This window comes from Actinoplanes sp. NPDC026623 (assembly GCF_040638275.1).
Classification (GTDB): Bacteria; Actinomycetota; Actinomycetes; order Mycobacteriales; family Micromonosporaceae; genus Actinoplanes.
Window position 1 is genome coordinate 1 of record NZ_JBEZXZ010000188.1, and the last position, 17,637, is coordinate 17,637.

Below are 17,637 nucleotides of genomic sequence, written 5' to 3' on the forward strand. Positions count from 1 at the left end.
CCGGTGCCGATGTCCAGGAACTGCCGGATGCCCGCCTCGGCGACCAGGTAGCGGGTCGCGCGCCCCCCGCCGGCGCCGGTGCGCCGCCCGCCGGGTCCGGCCGTCCGGACTCCGGTGGGTCATTTCGACCCCGCGGCGGGGGGGGGCGCGGGGGCGCGCCCGCGCCGCCCGCCCCGGGCGGTCGCCCGATCGGGCGGCGAGCACCGCACCGCCGGCCGCCAGGACCACCGCCGCGGCCGCGATCAGCGCGAATGTCCTTTGCCGACTCATCGGATCCCTTCATGTCGGTCCAAAAGCCCCCCGCGCGCGGCATTCGCCCACTATGGTAACGACCATGATGAATGCGCACCGACAGTGACAACAACCTGCACCCACGGTGCGCCACCAGTCGGAAGGAGCTTCATGAAGCACTCTGCCTCACGAGGGCGGCAGCTCAAGCGTCTGGCCTCTCTCAGCGTGGCGACGGTCCTGCTCGGACTGTTGACGGCGCCCTCGAGCGGCCAGGCCCAGGCGCCGGCAGACCCCGGCACGCCGCCGGGCGTCGACGAGGTCGCAAGCACTCCGAACATCAAGCAGGTCGCATATCTGCCGAAGACGGGCCCGTTCGCGACCTCGTTCAACACGGACTGGGCCTTCAAGGGCAAGTACGCATACGGCGGCAACTACAACGGCTTCACCGTCTACGACATCAGCAACCCGAAGGCGCCGGTCGTCGCCGCGCAGGTTCTCTGCCCCGGCTCGCAGAACGACGTCTCCATCAAGGGCAACCTGCTGTTCCTCGGCACCGACTCGCAGCGCACGACCGACTCCTGCGACAACGCCGCCTCCACGGCCGCCGTGCCCGGCGACCGCTGGGAGGGCATCAAGATCTTCGACATCAGCGACCCGCTGACGCCGGCGTACCTCAAGTCGGTCAAGACGACGTGCGGCTCGCACACCCAGACGCTGGTGCCGGGCAAGCGCGGCGACCGGTCCGTCTACCTGTACGTGTCGTCCTACAACCTGGCGGCGGCGGACCAGCCGAACTGCGCCCTGCCGCACGACAAGATCTCCATCGTCCGGGTGCCGCTGTCCGACCCGGCGGCCGCGTCCGTGGTGGCGACCCCGGTGCTGTTCCCGGACGGCGGCTACGGCGGCGGCACGTCGGGCCAGTCCCCGACGACCGGCTGCCACGACATCACCGCGTACCCGGAGAAGGACATCGCCGCCGGCGCCTGCATGGGTGACGGCGTGCTCTTCGACATCTCCGTGCGCACCGCGCCCAAGGTGATCACCACCGTGCGCGACACCGTGAACTTCGCGTTCTGGCACTCGGCGACGTTCAACAACAACGCCACCAAGATCGTCTTTACGGACGAGCTCGGCGGCGGCGGCGCGGCCACCTGCAACCCGACGATCGGCCCGGACCGCGGCGCCGACGCCATCTACGACATCGTCGGCAGGGGCGCCAAGCGCAAGCTGGAGTTCCGCAGCTACTTCAAGATCCCGCGGACCAACACCGACACCGAGAACTGCGTGGCCCACAACGGCTCGCTGATCCCGGTGCCGGGTCGCGACATCATGGTGCAGGCGTGGTACCAGGGCGGCGTCTCGGTCTGGGACTTCACCAACTCGCGCAAGCCCAAGGAGATCGCGTACTGGGAGCGGGGACCCCTCTCGGCCACCAGCTTCGTGCTGGGCGGCTCCTGGTCGGCGTACTGGTACAACGGCTACATCTACTCCAACGACATCGTCAAGGGCCTTGACGTGTTGCAGCTGAAGGACCGGCGGACCAACCCCGCGCGCTGGGCGCGCACGGATCTGTTCAACGCGCAGACCCAGGACAACTACCGCCACTGGTGACACCCGCGTAAGAGTGGGCCCGGTCTCTTTGCGAGACCGGGCCCTCCGCGTCTGGCAGTGTGATCGGACGTGGAAAACCTCTGGCTGCAGAAGATCTCCGAGAACCCGGGCCACTCGCGCTGGTACATCGAGCGGTTCCGGACCCTGGCGCGGGACGGCGCGGACCTGGCCGGCGAGGCGCGCCTGATCGACGCGATGGTGCACCGCGGCGCCCGGATCCTCGACGCGGGCTGCGGCGCCGGCCGGGTGGGCGGCGCGCTCGCGGCCCGCGGCCACGCCGTCACCGGCGTCGACCTCGACCCCGAGCTGATCGAGGCCGCCGAGCAGGACTATCCGGGCCCGGCCTGGCGGGTCGGCGACCTGGCCGAGCTGGAGCTGCCGGAACGCTTCGACGTGGTCGTCTGCGCGGGCAACGTGATGACCTTCGTCGCCCCCGGCACCCGCCGCGAGATCCTCCGGCGGATGCACGGCCACCTCGCCGAGAGCGGCCGGGTGGTGATCGGCTTCGGCGCCGACCGCGGGTACCCGTTCGACGAGTTCCTGGCCGACGCGGCGGCCGCCGGGCTCACCCCCGACGTGTTGCTGTCCACCTGGGACCTGCGGCCCTTCTCCGGCACCTCGGACTTCATCGTCGCCCTGCTCCGGCCCGCCTGATCCGTCCCCGTCCCCCTCGACGCACAGTCGTTTCGCGTTCCCGAGTCAACGAAGCCACGGCCCGCAGGGACACCGCCAAAATTCAGTCCACGCGGATTCGGCCTACTCGCCGGCATGCCGAACTCCGTGCGGGTCCCGTCCGAGCGGCGGGGACACGGCTACCTCGGTCTCCGCGCTGTGCGGCAACGACGAGGCGGTGCCGACGATGAAGTGTGCCCGCTGCCAGGGCCGGTCCTCCTCCAGGAACGGCACTTCCTCAGCCGCCCATTCGTCCCAGAGCCGCTCGGCCTCAGCCTCCTGCCGGTGTAGTTCGGCCATGTCGCGCAGGAGGCCGCGGCGCCGGGCCTCGGCGAAGTCGGACTGGATCCAGATGACGACATCGATGAGCGGTGCCAGCGTTCGACGGGACACCCCGACGCCTTCAATGATCACTGTTGAGGCGTTCCGATCCAGCTCGATGCGCCCCTCGCGGACGTCTCGGTCCCAGCCCGGCGGTCGATAGGCAACCGGGCGTCCGGCGCGGAGCGGCTCCAGAACTCCGGCGATCATCAGGTCGTCCCACCCGAAACGCGAATGCCCCCACGCCACATCATCGGAATGAACGACGGCTGCGGACCGCATTCTCTGTCGGAGGCGCTCGGCCAAGGCCGTCTTCCCGCCTCCGCCGCGGCCGTCCACCGCGATGATGCGTGGGCGGCCGGTAGGGGTCCCAGCGGCCTCGCCCACCGAGCGGGCAAAGTCGGCCATCGGCTCGACGCGCCAGGGCCCAGCAGCCGGCTCACCCGGCCCGAGTTCCATGTTCGCCCTTCTACCCGCACGGAATCTCGCAGACACCACGAGGAGCACGCTCCCGCGACGTGACCATCGTCGGGCCTTCGGCGGGCGTCGGGCGGGTCAGTGTCCGAACGCCCACGCCACCATCAGCGGAAACTCTTGTTTCCAGAACGCGTCGCCGTGAGAGCCGACCCGTTCGGTCAGGACAACGTCGCCACCAGCATCACGCAGCGCGTTCGCCCACCGGGTCGCGTTGTCGCGGAAGAACGGCTCCTTGGTCCCGGCGACGAGGTAGGTGCGTGGGAGCCTGCGGGGCAGCACGGCGGGTGGCCGGTACCCCGCACCGGGCGAGGCGCAGAAGACCGCGCCGTAGATGCCGGGATGACGAAGCCCTATGGCCAGCGCAAGCTCTGCACTGGCAGAGACACCGAACGCCGCGGTTCGGTCGGCCGGCAACTCGACGCCCAGACGGGTCGCCGCCCATCGGCGCACGTCCTCGACGAAGAACTTCTCGTGTGCCGCGAACCGTTGCGGGTCGAAGGTGAACGCGTCCGTACTGCGGCCCGGTGAGTACTCGTGCAGCCGCAGCGTCTCGTCCGCCGGCCGGTGCGCGCCGACGATCATCGTGGGCGGTAGCTCGGCGGCCTCCACAGCAGCTCCCCACGACGTGAGCAACTGACCGTCACCAGCAAAGACAATCGCCTCGGGCGCAGCCGCCGGGACGTAGGCGGTGACCTCACGTCCGCCGTCGTACTCCAGCACCTCGGTGACGAGCTTGCCTGCTGTGGACGACATCGGCGTGGGCTCCTTGCTGACACGAGTAGCTGTTGGCATGTGCTCGCAACGGTGCCAACTATCGCCGAACAGCGCCAGACATAGCGACGTCACAGGACCCGCTGACGGCATCCAGCGCCCACACAAACCTCGACAGGCGGCCTGAACTGCATCAACACCATTCAGGTCGGTCCGTGGTGAACTGCTGGCCTGTTCTGCTCGTGTGGGATTACGGGGGAGCCTCGGACGCGGCAATGGAGGACCGCTCCAGACTGGCGGCACCGTGGCGACCGGTAGGCGGCGGACCGGCGTGCTGGTGGCGGTTGGTTAGCCTGGCTCGCAGCCGTCGGCTCGGATAGCTGGACGAACTGGCCCGAATGCGTCGATGGCAGGAGGAGGTTGGCATGCCGCTTGACCCGGACGACATGTTGCGCTCCTTCGAGATGCGGGTGGAGTCGCAGACTCGGCGGGCCTTGCAGCTGAGCGCGGAGCTCGAGGCGGCAGAGGTGACTGTGCGCTCAGCCGGCGGCGAGTTGACCGTGAGCGTGAATTCTGCTGGAGGGCTGGCGGACCTCGAGTTTCATCCGGAGGCCGACTCGCTGTCTCGCGAGGAGCTGGCTCAGCTCGTGCTGGTGACGTCCAGGCGGGCGCAGGCGAAGCTCGCCGATCGAGTCGGGGAGTTGGTGTCGAGCATGTACGGGTCGGATTCGAGCACTGCCGCCTTCGTCGCGGACGCCTACGCGAGCCGATACCCGGCGCCGGTCGACGGCGAGGAGGAGGGGCGCTGATGGGTATCGATCTCCCCACCGACGAGGTACGCCGGCACGCGGGCGACGTTGACGAGACCGGCCGAATGCTGGATGAGGCGCGAGCAGCGGCGTCGCACATTCGCGCTTCTTCGAACGCGTACGGCCATCTGGTCGGCCCTCTGTTCACGAATCTCTACCTGAACCCGCATGGGGATGAGGCGATCGCCGCCTACCGCAAGGCGGTGGACGGGATGCAGGCCCTGGCCGATTCGCTGAGGGCCATGGCGGACGACTTCGATCACAGCGATGAGCGCGCGGCGGCGCGTCTGCGCGGCACGCGATGAGCGACGGCGCGGCGATCTCGCGGCCTTCGTTGATCGCTCCAGAGGCGGAAACCAAGTGGTACGAGGGCGCCGGCATCGTCGAGGCGGCCATGGGGGCCAAGGACGGCTTCGCCGAGGACAACCTCCTCGCCGGTTTCGGTAACTCGGCCGTGGTGGGGCTGAGCGCGCTCGGCGCGATCATGGATCCCTTCCAGGCGATCTTCGCCGCCGGCGTGGGATGGCTGATGGAGCACGTCGATTGTCTGCGGGAACCCCTGGACTGGCTGGCCGGTGATCCTAAGGAAATCGAGGGGCACGTCGCCACCTGGCGCAATCTGCAGGGCCGCACGTATGAGGCGGCGGAGTACTTCGCCGGTCAGGTTCGCTCAACGACCGCGCGGTGGGGGTCGGAGGCGGCCGCCGCATACCGGGCGAAAGCCTCCGAGATGGCCGACGGTGCCCTCGCCCTGGGCGAGGTGGCCGACGCCATGGCCGAGGCCACGCTCATCGCCGGCTCGGTTGTCGGTGTCGTGCGAAACACCGTGCGTGACCTGATCGCCGAGGTGGTGGGCGCCGCCGTCTCGAAGGCGCTGCAGGCGTTGCTGGTGGTGACGATCCCGAAGATCGTCGCCGAGGTGGCGCTGATGGTGGCCGAGTACACCGGCAAGATCATGCAGGTGTTGAGGCGGCTTACCGACGCGATCAGCGCCCTCGGCGGAAAGTTCCCGGCGCTGGCCGAGGTCTGTACCCGGATCACGAAGGTCATGGACAGTGCCATCTCGGAGACGACGTATGGATCGCTGGTCCTCAACTCGTCCAAGCTCCACACGGCGGACAGTTACATCGCCGACAGTGACGGTGCGGCGGCGGCGTACAAACATGCCTACCGGACTCTGGCGCAGGGCGATGCCGTGGTCTACGGAACCAAGGCCAGGGTCGCCGTCGATGCCCTGCGTGAAGGGGTCAAGATGAACAGCATCCAGAACGGCAGCGCCACCGCCGACACCTTGACGGGTGAGCAGCCCGCGCCGCCGTCTGTCGAACTGCCGCTCTGAGCGTTTGTACTCCTGCAGGCGAGGTGGGAAATGACCGACGACGAACAGCGGGCGGCAGAACGCAGGCGCCGGATGGACGAGTTGCTCGCCCAAGCCGAAACAGACGTCAGCCGAACCCGTGCGGCGAACGACAAGCCTGCCGCCCGTCCTGTCGTGGAGGCGCGGCGTGGGACCTTCCGGCGAGGGTTGCTTGGCGTGCTGCTCCTGCTCGGCCTGGCGTTGGTCCTGGGCGGGACGGCCGCGACCCTCGGGCGGTTCACCGGTGCCGATTTCGACGAGGCACGCCGGCACGGCACCGCCACGGTAGAGAAGTGCCAACGGCGCGGACCGGTCACCTTGAAGGGATTCGGTTACGTCGACCAGTGCGTCGTCGCCGTCAGCTGGAACACCGGCCCGGCGTCGCGGGTCGTGATCGACGAGCCCGGCTTCATGAAAGGTGAGGCGCCCGGCGACACCTTCCAGATCGGTGAGAACTCGGGTAGTCGAGGCAGCGTCAGCTACTCGCGCCCCGAACTCCCGGATCGCGGCTGGGTGGGCTGGGTATCCGCCTTCGTCGGTCTTCTCGCGGTTTTTGCCCTCCTGGCCGTCTACTTCTACCTGAGGGACGTCATCAAGGATCTACGGCGCCGCGCGTGACTGGATGGCGCCAGGCGCGTCGACCGGTCCTGACGATCGTTTCCTGACCCGGACGTTGCCTCGCCAGATGCCCAGGTCATCAGCGGTTGTTCAGGCTGAAGTGCATGTAGTCCCTGAGGGTGTGCCACCCGCCGCCCCAGTAGAAGCCCTGCTCGGTGAAGGCCCGGACCGCGCCGGAGGCATGCATCATGCCCCGGCGGTGCAGGCTGCGCAGCTGGAAGCCGGTGCCGGCCGTGATGGCGGCGCCGCGGACCATCGGGTTCTGCACCGGGTTGACGTCGATGGCCTGGCCGTACGCGTGCTGGGACCAGGCGGTGCTCCCGCTCACCCGCCGGCAGCTGTACGCGGCGGTGACCGTACCCATGTCCGAGAGGTAGGGCGCGTTGAGCGCCATCGGGCTCATGCCCTGGATCCGGAACCGCATCCGGTAGAGCGCCTGGAAGGCCCGCTGCGTCCGGGTGGCGATGGTGCGGTGCACGATGATGCTGCCCTGGTGCGCGGCGCCGTAGAAGTCGATGTAGGTGACCCAGACCTTGCGCAGGTCCGCGGGCTGGACCGGGCACCGGTCCGCGGCGTTCCAGTTGACGGCCGCGGGCGTGACCGTCTCGACCCACGAGCGCCAGCCGCTGAGCCGGCCGGTGGGCGGCTTGGTCAGGTTGAGCACGCCGTCGACGCTGGGCTGATTGGGCTTGAGGATGCCGTTCCAGGCGCGCAGGTCGCGGCGCCGGATCCGGTGGGCGGCGGCGATGCTCTTGATCGTCTCGCCCGGCCGCACCACGTGATGGGGCGGTGCCGCGGCGGCGGGCGTGAGCATCGGGGGGACCGGCGCGGCGGGTGCCGGTGTCGGCGTGGGCGTCGGTATTGGTGTCGGTGTCGGTGTCGGTGTCGGTGTGGCGAGGATCAGGGCGCTGAGGAGTGTGGGCAACCGTTTCACACGCCCCATTACGCTATGGATCACCTCCGAACAAGGGCAAAACCCGAAAAGTCCTCACATATCGAGCGGTGCACCGCGAGACTCTCGACGGCATCGGCGGGCCGTCGCGCTACCGTTCCTGAAGCAGGTTGCTGAGGAAGAGGTGTTTCGCGATGAGCGCTGAGAAGGCCGTACTCGCCGGTGGCTGTTTCTGGGGGATGCAGGACCTGATTCGCAAGCGGCCCGGGGTGATCTCCACTCGGGTCGGCTACACGGGTGGCGACGTGGCCAACGCCACCTATCGCAACCACGGCACCCACGCGGAGGCGATCGAGATCACCTTCGACCCCGCCGTGACGTCCTACCGCGACCTGCTCGAGTTCTTCTTCCAGATCCACGACCCGTCGACCGTCAACCGGCAGGGCAACGACATCGGCGTGAGCTACCGCTCGGCGATCTTCTACGTCGGCGACGAGCAGAAGCGCGTCGCCGAGGACACCATCGCCGACGTGGACGCCTCGGGCCTGTGGCCGGGCAAGGTCGTCACCGAGGTGACCGCGGCGGGCCCGTTCTGGGAGGCCGAGCCGGAGCACCAGGACTACCTGGAGCGCATCCCGGACGGCTACACCTGCCACTTCGCGCGTCCGGGCTGGAAGCTGCCCCGCCGGGCAGGCTGACGCGTCGACTCCGTTCACTGCCACCGATACTCTGCATGCGAAACGGGCCGGACCGCAGAGTGGAGACCGTTGAAGGTGAGCCTCAACAAGACTCAGATCGCACTGGTGGCCGGCGTGGCCATCCTGGTCCTGGGTGGACTGGCGATCGGCCGTGCCGCCCGCGATGAGGGCCCCGGCACGCTCGACGACGCGGCGACCCAGGCCTGCGACGACTTCGCCGCGGGCGTCGACGCCGCCGAGACCAAGACCGAGCGGCTCGCCCTGGCTGACAAGGTGAACAAGTCGTCGGCCCAGAGCGACAACGAGGCCATCTCGGAGCAGGCGGCGGCGATGGGCCGCAGCGCCAACGGCAGCACCAAGGAGTGGCAGGCCGGCGCCGACGCGCTGACCCAGGCCTGCCGCGACGCCGGCTGGAGCTGACCGAACCGCTTTCGAAGCCGCCCCGGGGCACCCGCCCTGGGGCGGCTTTTCGCTGCCTGCGGTCGGCGGTTGGGCTGGACGTTCCCGTCCGGGCAGACGGTCACCCAGGCCTGGAACGCGAAAGCGCGGTCACCGGCTCGCCCACCTGAGCTGAGGTTGACATGAATCGATGGATCGACTGGTGTTGGCGTCAACATCCTTCGATGTCGCAGGAGGTTCGATGTCAACGAGACGACGCTGGGCGGCCACCGCCGCCGCAGCCGTTCTGACCGCCGGGCTGCTCACCCATCCGGGAGCGGGCGTCGCGGCGCCAACCACCTCGGTCGACCTGGCCGACACGGCGACCGCCCTGGTCCGCTTCCGGTTACCCGACGAGGCCATGTTCCGGGACCTCGTCGCCGAGGGCGCCGACGTCGCGGCCCGCCCGCGGACCACGCCCGGCCAGGTGATGGCCGACCTGGTGGTCACCGGCCGGCAATTGGACGCGCTGGTGGCACGCGGCGCGGTGGCCGTACAGGTGATCCCGACGCAATCGGGCGGCGCGCGCCGGGTGGCGCCGCTCGCCGAGGACACCCTGCAGTTCCTGCAGGCGTACTGGTGGAGCAGCGGGGGCAGGACGTTCCTGCAGACGCAGGTGGCCACGTCGGCGTCGGACGATCCCGACGTCGAGATCACCGTGACCTGGACGACCGCCGACGGCACCACCGGCAGCTTCCCGCTGTCGAGGTTCGAGGACTCGGGCGAATACCAGTACCACGTGGCGCTGCCGCAGCGGCTGCCCGCGCGGCCGATCCGGGTGAGCGCGACCTCCAGCCTCGGCGGCACCTCGCGGGTGATCACCCCGGCGGCCTGGCCGAACGCGACCCCGCCGCCGCAGCCGAGCGGATACCAGCGGGACTTCATCGACGCGTATATGACGCCGACGGACATCAGCGCCCGCATCCGGCGGCTGGCACGGCAGTACCCGAACCTGGTCGACGTGCTGAACCTGCCGAATCGCACCCAGGGCTACCGGCGGACCGCGGCGGCCTACCTCGGCGATCCGGCCGCTGCCGCCGTGGTCGTCGAGTCGGTGAAGTTCGGCGACCAGGGGCTCAACGGCGTACAGGTGCGCACCGTCGACCCGCAGCGGCCGAACAGTCCGCTCGGCGCGGCGTACCGGGACCGGGTCTTGACCGTGAGTCTCGCCACCGATGCCGGCGGCAAGGTGATCAGCTCGACCGACGACGTCGCGGCCTTCGTCTCGGCGCGCTACCCGCAGCGGTTCCGGGCCTTCGTCGAGGACGGATCGGCGGGCCTGCCCATGCCGGTGGCCGGGCCGGCCCGCCTCGACGACGGCCTCGAGGGCACCGAGGTGCCGCGGCGGCCGTGGACCGTGCAGGCGCTGCGGATCGGCGCGGTCCGCGACGGCTCGCGGACCGGCGTGCTGACGTATTCGCAGGAGCATGCCCGCGAATGGGCGACGCCGCTTGTCACCCTGGAGTTCGCGGAGCGGCTGCTGGCCAACTACGCGACCGACGCCGAGACGCGCTCGCTGCTGAACTCGGTCGAGGTCTTCATCATCCCGACGGTGAACCCGGACGGCGCCAACTACTCCTTCAACGACTTCAACTTCCAGAGAAAGAACCTGGTCAACCACTGTACGGGCGCGGCACGTGACCCGGCCCGGCGTGACTCGTGGGGCGTCGACGTCAACCGCAACTACGCGGTCGGTTCGTACTTCGACGGGTACGTGGGAGGTAGCGGCAACTGCCTGTCGGGCACCTACTCGGGCACCGCCGAGTTGTCGGAGGCGGAGAGCAGCAACGTGGTGGCGCTCGCGGAGGCGCACCCGAACATCGGGTTCTCGCTGAACGTGCACAGCTACGGCGGCTACTTCATGTGGTCGCCGGGCGCGTACAAGGCGGCGGGCCGGATCACGCTGCCCCGGCCGTCGATCGACGAGTCGAAGTACTTCCAGGACAGCGCCCGCCGCATCGTCGGCGCGATCGCGGCGTCGCGGGAGACGGTGACGTGGCCCGCGTACACGGGTCCGGTGGCGGACGTGCTGTACTCCGCGGCCGGCAACTCGGCCGACCACCTGTACTACGACCTGGGAATCGTGGCCTGGAACTTCGAGGTGGGCAACGACCGCTGGAACGAGGCCACCCAGAATTGGGACGGCGTCGGCTTCCAGCCGCCGTTCGACGAGGCGCACGCGGAGTCCCAGGAGTACGCGGACGGACTGATGGAACTGGTACGCGTCGCCCGTGACCGGGGCGCGGCGCTGCCCTGACGCCCGTGACCGGGTGGCCGGGCGTTCGCCCGGCCACCCGGCGCGTCGCTCAGGTGCGGGCAATCCAGGATGACGATCCGGCCGCACGCGTGCCTTGCGGCTGCCGATCTCGGAGGCGGACCGCGGCGTCGCTCGGGCTTTATTCGCTGGCGGGTGCCGGGAGGGTCGCGCAAACTGTGTTCCAGCACCGGAACGCCGCGAAATGCGACCGGGATCTCGAGGGGAGTTGAGCCGTCATGTTGCAGCAGTTTGCGACGTTCAACGGGATCAACCTGCGCGTGGTCACGGCGAATCTGCATCTCCGCGGCCTGTGGCGGTGGAGCGGTTAGCGCGGCATCAGACGCGCTTGAACCGCCCGCCTCGAGCCGAGGACCGGGCGGTTTTTCTTTTTGACAACTCAACAGTGGATGGCATGCAACGCCAGCGAAGCAGAACGGGATCTGCGCCTGTCTCGTAAACAGGAGGAAGCCGGTTCGAGGCCGGCCGCCGGCTCTGACGCATCGATCCGGCGTCGCCCAATGGCAGGGCAGCGGACTGTTAATCCGTACGGTGGTGGTTCGAATCCACCCGCCGGAGCTGCAACACATGCCCGCGTAGCTCAGCTGGAAGAGCACCGGTCCTACAAACCGATTGTCCCAGGTTCAAGTCCTGGCGCGGGTACGGCCCCGGCCCGGTCGACCGGCTTTCGCCGGCGGCCAGGGCGCGGGAAAAATGGCGATCATGGTGTACCGGTGGTGCACACCAGGTTGTGGCCCTGGAGGTCGCGGGTTCGACTCCCCGTGATCGCCCGATGCATGCCATCCACTGGCGAGTCCCCTAGGTTCGGACGCGTGATTACCGAATCCGCCGCGCCGCCGACGCTGGTGGTGATCCGCGGAAACTCCGCGAGCGGCAAGACCACCGCGGCCCGCGAGGTCCGCCGCCGCTACGGCCGCGGCTGCGCCCTGCTCGAGCAGGACCAACTGCGTCGCATCGTGCTCCGGGAGCACGACAGCGACGACTTCGCGCCGGTCGCCCCCGCCTTCATCGCGACGACCGCACGCACCGCCCTCGGCCTCGGCTACCACGTCGTGCTGGAGGGCATCATGCACGCCGTCCGGTATGGCGCCGCCCTGAGCCGGCTCATCGGCGAACACCCGGGCCCGAGCCACGTGTACTACCTCGATGTGCCGTTCGACGAGACCGTCCGCCGGCACGGCGGGCGCGACCTTGCCGCCGACGTCACCGCCGAGCAGCTGCGCGAGTGGTACACGGCCCGGGACCTGCTCGGGGCCGACGGCGAGCTGGTCATCGCCGAGACCTCCGATCTCGAGCAGACCGTCACCACGATCCTGCACGCCAGCGGCCTGGCGCGGACCGCGGCGCTGACGCCCTGCCCGCGGCTCTGCCGCCGCTGCGCGGCGGACCCGGCCTGACCGGCACGTCCACTGATTGAGCAGCGTCTATCTGATTGGCCTCGCGGGTGCTAGCTTCACTCGCGTGCCGACTCAATCCGCCACAGTGGACGAAACGGCGGCGGAGCCGGCCGCGGACCGGCGGCCGCCGCGGCGCCTGTCGGCGCTGGCCCGGCACGAGTGGGTGGTGGCCTGCGCCTCCGCGCTGCTGCTCGCGGTGGGGATGATCTGGCTGATCCCGCCGTACGCCGTCTGGATCATGTCGGCCGGAGAGATCAGGCCGATCATCGCCGATCCGGCGCGGACCATCATCGGCGACGGCGGCGACCCGAGCGGTCAGGCCTGGCTCCTGGCCTGGGACGGCCACGCGCTCCGGCACGGCCTCGACGGCCTCTGGAACACCAACGCGTTCTACCCCGACACGTACGGGCTGGCCTTCAACGACAGCCTCCTCGGGTACGCCCCGGCCGGCCTGTTCGGCAGCGGGCCGGGCGACGCGATCCTGCGCTACAACATCGTCTTCGTGCTGGCCTTCGCCCTCGCCTACCTGGGCGGCTACGCCCTGGTGCGCCAGCTCGGCGCCAACCGGGTCGGCGCCGCCGTCGCCGGGGCGGTGTTCGCCTACGCGCCCTGGCGCTACGGGCACGACGGGCACCTGAACATCCTGTCCACCGGCGGGATCGCGCTCGCCGTGGCGATGCTCGCCCGCGGGCACGGCTGGTCGCTCACCCACGGCTACCGGCCGCGGCGAACCCGGCCCGGCTGGGCGATCGCGGGCTGGCTGGTCGCCGTATGGCAGATCCTCCTCGGCTTCGGCATCGGCCTGCCCTTCGCCTACCTGCTCGCGGCCGGCTGCCTGGCGGCCGTCGTGGGCTGGCTGATCACCGGCCGCCCCGCCCTGGGCCGGCGGCTGATCCTGGCCGACATCGCCGGCGGCCTCGCCTTCGCCGCCGCCACCGGCTATCTCGCCATGATCTACCTGCGCGTCCGCGAACTGCATCCGCAGACGCCCCGGTCCTGGGAGTACATCGCGCTGTTCTCGCCCACCTGGCGCGGGCTGGTGACCGCACCACGCCCCTCGCTGCCCTGGGGCACCTGGCACGAGGCGGCCCGCGCCGCGATGGGCAACGCCCCGAACGAGAAGGTCCTGCTCTGCGGATTCGCGCTGTACGCGCTGGCCGGCGCCGGCCTGTTCGCCTCGATCTGGACGATCCGGCAGCGCGTGCTGCTCGGCGTCGCCATCGTGATCGGTGTCCTGCTCGCGCTCGGCACCAACGGCCCGCTGTACGTCTACCTCTTCCGGTACCTGCCCGGCTTCGACGGCGCCCGTACCCCCGGCCGGCTGATCCTCTGGCCGACCCTGCTGCTGGGCGTGCTCGCCGCGGGACTGATCACCCACCTGAGCCGCCGGGCCGCCGAGGCCTCCCGGCCGGAGTACGCCCGCACCGCCGCCCGGGTCGTCGCCGTGCCCCTGCTGATCGTGGTCCTCTTCGAGGGCATGCCGAGGCTCGACCACGTGCCCGTGCCCGTGGCCCCCGCCGCGCTGGCGGCGGCGACGGCGCCGCTGATGGTGCTGCCGTCCGACGAGGGCATCGACCTCAGCGTCATGCTGTGGTCCACCGCCGGCTTCCCCACCATGGTCAACGGCGCCGCGAGCATCATCACCCCCGACCACCAGGCGATCCGCGACCTGATGCAGACGTTCCCCAGCCCGCCCAGCCAGGCCCGCCTGCGCGAGCTGGGCATCCGCAGCGTGGTGGTGGTCCGCGACCGGGTGATCGGCACGCCGTTCGAGCCGGTGCTCAACGCCCCGCCCACCCCCGGCGTCACCCGCCGCGACATCGGCCCGGACGTCCTCTACACCCTGGACTGACCACGCCGCAGCCCGGTCATCCCTCAACAGGCCCTCGGCCGGCGTCGCGTTCACGGTGTGTCCTTGTCGAGGTCGGCGCAGGCCCGTTCGTGCGGCAGCAGCGGCCGGAGCGTGACCCAGACGATCTCGTCGCCGGATGCCCACTGGGCGCTGTCGGTCGCTCGCGGAGGCACGCTGGTGAGCGGCGTGCACAGGCCGACGTACGTCCGGACGCCGGAGGCGAGGTCCGTTCCCCCCGGCCACGGCCGGGCCGCCGCCTCGCTTTCCCGGTTGCCGTATCCCCCGGTGACGAGCGCGGCGTAGGTGGCCGGCCGGTACGGCGTGGTCGCCGTGGCGGCGATCAGGGTGCTCAACGTCCGGCGGAACCGGACGATCCGGCCGCGCCGGCCCGATTCTCCCCGCGAGGGAGTCGTCACCGTCGTGGTGTACGTCCGCCCGCCCGATCGCAGCGTCACCACCAGCAGCGAACCGTCGGTGGCCTCGACCGGCGAGGGCAGCCGCCGGTCCTGGGCCAGCCCGGCCTGGTGTGCCAGCCGGTAGATGTACCGGTACTGCTGCGGCGTGAGGGTGTGTTCGGCGGCCCGTTGCAGCGCGCCGTCCTGACCGGCCGGGACGATCACCCGGCCGCCGCCAAGGATGGTGACCTCGGGCATCTCGGCCCGCTCGGAGGGGCCCACCAGGCTGCGCCACTCCTTCACCTGCAGCACGGCGGCGCCGGGGTCCGCGGGCGGTTCTGGTACCCGCAGGTATGGCGCCTGGATCGATCCGGTGAACATGGCGAGGACGGCCACGGCCTCGCCGGCGAGGGTCAGCAGGCGCATCCCTGTCCGACGCCGGGGCCGCCACCCCGGTTCCCGTGACGGGAGTCCCGCCCAGGCGCGACGATCTCGGCGAACGGACGATCAAGCCCTCATCGACGATGCCGCCCAGGTACGGTGTGTGATCAGGGCTTACTTCATATAGTACGCAAAGCGCACCTGGGGCCGTGTGTAACGGCCGAGGGCTTGCCTGCGTGGGGGTCCGGTCATGTTCCACCTGTCAGCGCGTCGGCACCTGAGACTGGCTCTGGCCGACGTCAGTCACCGCGTGGCCTCGTCGTCGACGATCCTGTTGGTCTTGGCCGTCGTGGCTGTCACCGTGGCGGCCGTCTACGCCGTGGTGGCGGAGTCGCCGGTGCCGGCGGTGGCGTTCGGCATGATGGCGGTCGGGCCATGCCTGGCCGTGGGCGCCTCGAAACCCCGAGCCGTCGCGGCCATCGGCGCCTACGCACTGGTGCTGACCATGTGGATCTCCACGGCCAGGGGGCTGTGGGAGACGACCACGGAGACGAGGCGCCTGCTGCTCATCACCTGCATCTCCGCGCTGTGCATCGGCTTGGCGCACGGCCGACAGGTCGCGGAGGAACAGGCGGCCGAGAGCCGGGCGAGACTCGAGGAGATCGTCCGGTCGTCGGGCGATGCGATCATCACCGCCTCCCTGGACGGCGACATAACAGGATGGAATCCGGCCGCCGAACGCATCTACGGCTACACCGCGCAGGAGGCGATCGGGAGCGGTATCGCGATGCTCGGCGTTACGTCGGACGAAATCTCCGTCACCGCGCGGCTGGTCCACCACCATCGGCTGGACGACTTCGAGGTCGAGCGGAAACGCAAGGACGGCAGCATCGCGGTCGTTTCGCTCAGCATCGCGGGCCTGCTCAACCGCGACGGCGACGTCTTCGAGGTCTGTACCACCCATCGGGACCTCACCGCACAGAGGGCCGTGGAGGCCCGCGAGCGGCAGTTGAGTGACCGGTCTGCTCAGGCCGAGCGGCTGGAGAGCCTGGGCCGGCTCGCCGGTGGCGTGGCACACGACTTCAACAACCTGCTCGCGATCATCCTCAACTACACCGACTTCGCCATCGAACAGGGCGCCGGCGTCGGCAGCGCGCAGGACGACCTCGCCCGGGTCCGCGGCGCCGCCGACCGCGCCCGAATGCTCTGCCGCCAGCTGCTGATATTCGCCAAGTCCGAGCCGACCCATGCCGAGGCGATCGACCTGAACCTGATCCTCGTCGACTCCCGCGACCTGCTCGCCCCGATGCTCGGCGAGCACATCGAGTTGGTCGTACGCCGGGCGGCAGAGCCCCTCATGGTGCAGGCCGACCGCACCAAACTGGAACAGGTCCTACTCAACCTCATCATCAACGCGCGCGACGCCATGCCCAACGGCGGCACCGTCGTCGCGGAGGCGACCGCGACCGACATCAACGAGGAGCAGATCGGCGTCCACCCCGCGATACCACCGGGGACCTATGTCGAGGTTCTGGTCCGCGACACCGGCGTGGGTATGCCACCGGAGTTGGCCGCACACATCTTCGAGCCGTTCTTCACGACCAAGTCGAAGGACCGCGGCACCGGCCTGGGCCTGGCCACGGTCTACGGCATCGTCACCGAGGCCGGCGGCGGCATCGGTGTCGACTCCGAGGTCAACGCGGGCACCACGTTCCGCGTGCTGCTCCCGGTCGCCGCCGAGCCCGCGACGCAGGCCGGCGAGTCGACGCCGACGCGCCCACCCGCCGTACACGACAAGCATGTGCTCGTCGTCGAGGACGACGAGGGCGTGCTGGACCTCGTCGCGCGCATCCTCGAGGAGCACGGCTACACCGTCACCGCGGCCGGCGACGGATCGACCGCGCTGGAGGAGGTCGACCGCAAGCACTTCGACCTCCTGCTCACCGACGTCATCATGCCCATCATGCCCGGCCCGACGCTGGCCAAGCTCATCCAGCAGACCCAGCCCCAGCTACCCGTGCTCTTCATGTCCGGGTACACCAAGAGCCTGCTGGGGGCCCATCACGCCCTTGACCCCGACATCGAACTGATCCAGAAGCCGTTCACCGCCGACGAGCTACTCGACCGGATCCACCGGCTCCTGACCGCGGTCGCCGCGCCCGAAACCGACCGCCTCGCCGCCGGGCGACGCTGACTCCCGGCCGGGCGATCGGCCGGTCAGAGCAGCGGTTCGATATGGCGGCTGGGCAGCGGGCCGGGCCGGGCCATGTAGTAGCCCTGGCCGAGTTCGACGCCGAGGGAGCGGAGCTTCTCGTGCTCGGCGTGGGTCTCGATGCCCTCGGCGATGAGCATGGCGCCGGTTTCGCGGGCGAAGGTGGCGAGCGCGCGGGCGAGGGCGGTGCGGATCGGGTCGGTGTCGATGTCGCGTACGAGGGTGATGTCGAGCTTGATGATGTCGGGCCGCAGCTGCAGGACGTGGCTGAGGCTGGCGTATCCGGCACC

The 17,637-nt window shown here is 70.0% G+C and carries 17 protein-coding genes and 4 tRNA genes; 16 read left to right on the top strand and 5 right to left on the bottom strand.

Annotation, left to right across the window (positions count from 1 at the left end):
• Positions 1-402: 402 nt before the first annotated feature.
• The gene (locus tag AB0F10_RS36040; protein ID WP_360635795.1) at positions 403-1,842 is read left to right on the top strand and encodes a hypothetical protein; all 1,440 of its coding nucleotides are present in this window, start codon (positions 403-405) and stop codon (positions 1,840-1,842) included.
• Between the two features lie 69 nt (positions 1,843-1,911).
• Positions 1,912-2,496 (top strand): class I SAM-dependent methyltransferase, encoded by a 585-nt coding sequence (locus AB0F10_RS36045; RefSeq protein WP_360635798.1) that lies wholly within the window; start codon positions 1,912-1,914, stop codon positions 2,494-2,496.
• 102 nt (positions 2,497-2,598) lie between these two features.
• On the opposite strand, the gene AB0F10_RS36050 is transcribed toward AB0F10_RS36045, so the two are convergent.
• Positions 2,599-3,294 (bottom strand): hypothetical protein, encoded by a 696-nt coding sequence (locus AB0F10_RS36050; RefSeq protein ID WP_360635801.1) that lies wholly within the window; start codon positions 3,292-3,294, stop codon positions 2,599-2,601.
• Between the two features lie 96 nt (positions 3,295-3,390).
• A complete protein-coding gene (locus AB0F10_RS36055) occupies positions 3,391-4,065 on the bottom strand; it encodes an alpha/beta hydrolase-fold protein (RefSeq protein WP_360635804.1) in 675 nt (224 codons plus the stop codon).
• Positions 4,066-4,448: 383 nt separating this feature from the next.
• Between AB0F10_RS36055 and AB0F10_RS36060 the strand changes: the two genes are divergently transcribed.
• From AB0F10_RS36060 to AB0F10_RS36075, 4 genes are read left to right on the top strand one after another with little or no spacing between them, the layout of a single operon-like run.
• Positions 4,449-4,832, top strand: a complete 384-nt coding sequence (locus AB0F10_RS36060; protein WP_360635807.1) for a YbaB/EbfC family nucleoid-associated protein — start codon at positions 4,449-4,451, stop codon at positions 4,830-4,832.
• On the top strand, positions 4,832-5,137 hold the full coding sequence (locus AB0F10_RS36065; RefSeq protein ID WP_360635810.1) for a type VII secretion target: 306 nt from the start codon (positions 4,832-4,834) through the stop codon (positions 5,135-5,137). The genes AB0F10_RS36060 and AB0F10_RS36065 overlap by 1 nt, the downstream gene beginning before the upstream one ends.
• Complete coding sequence (locus AB0F10_RS36070; RefSeq protein WP_360635813.1) at positions 5,134-6,171, top strand: hypothetical protein; 1,038 nt, start codon at positions 5,134-5,136, stop codon at positions 6,169-6,171. The genes AB0F10_RS36065 and AB0F10_RS36070 overlap by 4 nt, the downstream gene beginning before the upstream one ends.
• Before the next feature lie 30 nt (positions 6,172-6,201).
• A complete protein-coding gene (locus tag AB0F10_RS36075) occupies positions 6,202-6,807 on the top strand; it encodes a DUF6346 domain-containing protein (protein ID WP_360635816.1) in 606 nt (201 codons plus the stop codon).
• 79 nt (positions 6,808-6,886) lie between these two features.
• Here the strand turns inward: AB0F10_RS36075 and AB0F10_RS36080 are convergent, their stop codons facing one another.
• Positions 6,887-7,621, bottom strand: a complete 735-nt coding sequence (locus AB0F10_RS36080; protein ID WP_360635819.1) for a M15 family metallopeptidase — start codon at positions 7,619-7,621, stop codon at positions 6,887-6,889.
• 272 nt (positions 7,622-7,893) lie between these two features.
• On the opposite strand from AB0F10_RS36080, the gene msrA reads away from it, so the two are divergent.
• The 9 genes from msrA (at position 7,894) to AB0F10_RS36125 (ending at position 14,359) form a co-directional block, all read left to right on the top strand.
• On the top strand, positions 7,894-8,397 hold the full coding sequence (gene msrA / locus AB0F10_RS36085; protein ID WP_360635822.1) for a peptide-methionine (S)-S-oxide reductase MsrA: 504 nt from the start codon (positions 7,894-7,896) through the stop codon (positions 8,395-8,397).
• A gap of 75 nt (positions 8,398-8,472) precedes the next feature.
• Entirely contained in the window at positions 8,473-8,817 is a 345-nt protein-coding gene (locus AB0F10_RS36090) for a hypothetical protein (protein WP_360635825.1), read from the top strand.
• 220 nt (positions 8,818-9,037) lie between these two features.
• Positions 9,038-11,092 (top strand): M14 family zinc carboxypeptidase, encoded by a 2,055-nt coding sequence (locus tag AB0F10_RS36095; protein ID WP_360635828.1) that lies wholly within the window; start codon positions 9,038-9,040, stop codon positions 11,090-11,092.
• A gap of 419 nt (positions 11,093-11,511) precedes the next feature.
• A tRNA-Thr gene (locus AB0F10_RS36100) sits at positions 11,512-11,584 on the top strand.
• Between the two features lie 12 nt (positions 11,585-11,596).
• Positions 11,597-11,668: transfer RNA gene (locus AB0F10_RS36105), tRNA-Asn, on the top strand.
• 11 nt (positions 11,669-11,679) lie between these two features.
• Positions 11,680-11,752, top strand: a tRNA-Val gene (locus AB0F10_RS36110).
• 53 nt (positions 11,753-11,805) lie between these two features.
• Positions 11,806-11,881 (top strand) — tRNA-His (locus tag AB0F10_RS36115).
• A gap of 41 nt (positions 11,882-11,922) precedes the next feature.
• Positions 11,923-12,507 carry an AAA family ATPase gene (locus tag AB0F10_RS36120; protein ID WP_360635831.1) on the top strand — a complete coding sequence of 195 codons (585 nt, stop codon included), beginning with the start codon at positions 11,923-11,925 and terminating at the stop codon, positions 12,505-12,507.
• Positions 12,508-12,571: 64 nt separating this feature from the next.
• A complete protein-coding gene (locus tag AB0F10_RS36125) occupies positions 12,572-14,359 on the top strand; it encodes a hypothetical protein (RefSeq protein ID WP_360635834.1) in 1,788 nt (595 codons plus the stop codon).
• Between the two features lie 50 nt (positions 14,360-14,409).
• On the opposite strand, the gene AB0F10_RS36130 is transcribed toward AB0F10_RS36125, so the two are convergent.
• Complete coding sequence (locus AB0F10_RS36130; protein ID WP_360635836.1) at positions 14,410-15,180, bottom strand: hypothetical protein; 771 nt, start codon at positions 15,178-15,180, stop codon at positions 14,410-14,412.
• A gap of 304 nt (positions 15,181-15,484) precedes the next feature.
• Between AB0F10_RS36130 and AB0F10_RS36135 the strand changes: the two genes are divergently transcribed.
• On the top strand, positions 15,485-17,329 hold the full coding sequence (locus tag AB0F10_RS36135) for an ATP-binding protein (RefSeq protein ID WP_360635842.1): 1,845 nt from the start codon (positions 15,485-15,487) through the stop codon (positions 17,327-17,329).
• Between the two features lie 23 nt (positions 17,330-17,352).
• Here the strand turns inward: AB0F10_RS36135 and AB0F10_RS36140 are convergent.
• Positions 17,353-17,637 (bottom strand): EAL domain-containing protein (locus AB0F10_RS36140; RefSeq protein WP_360635839.1); only part of this gene is annotated, 285 nt, incomplete at its 5' end.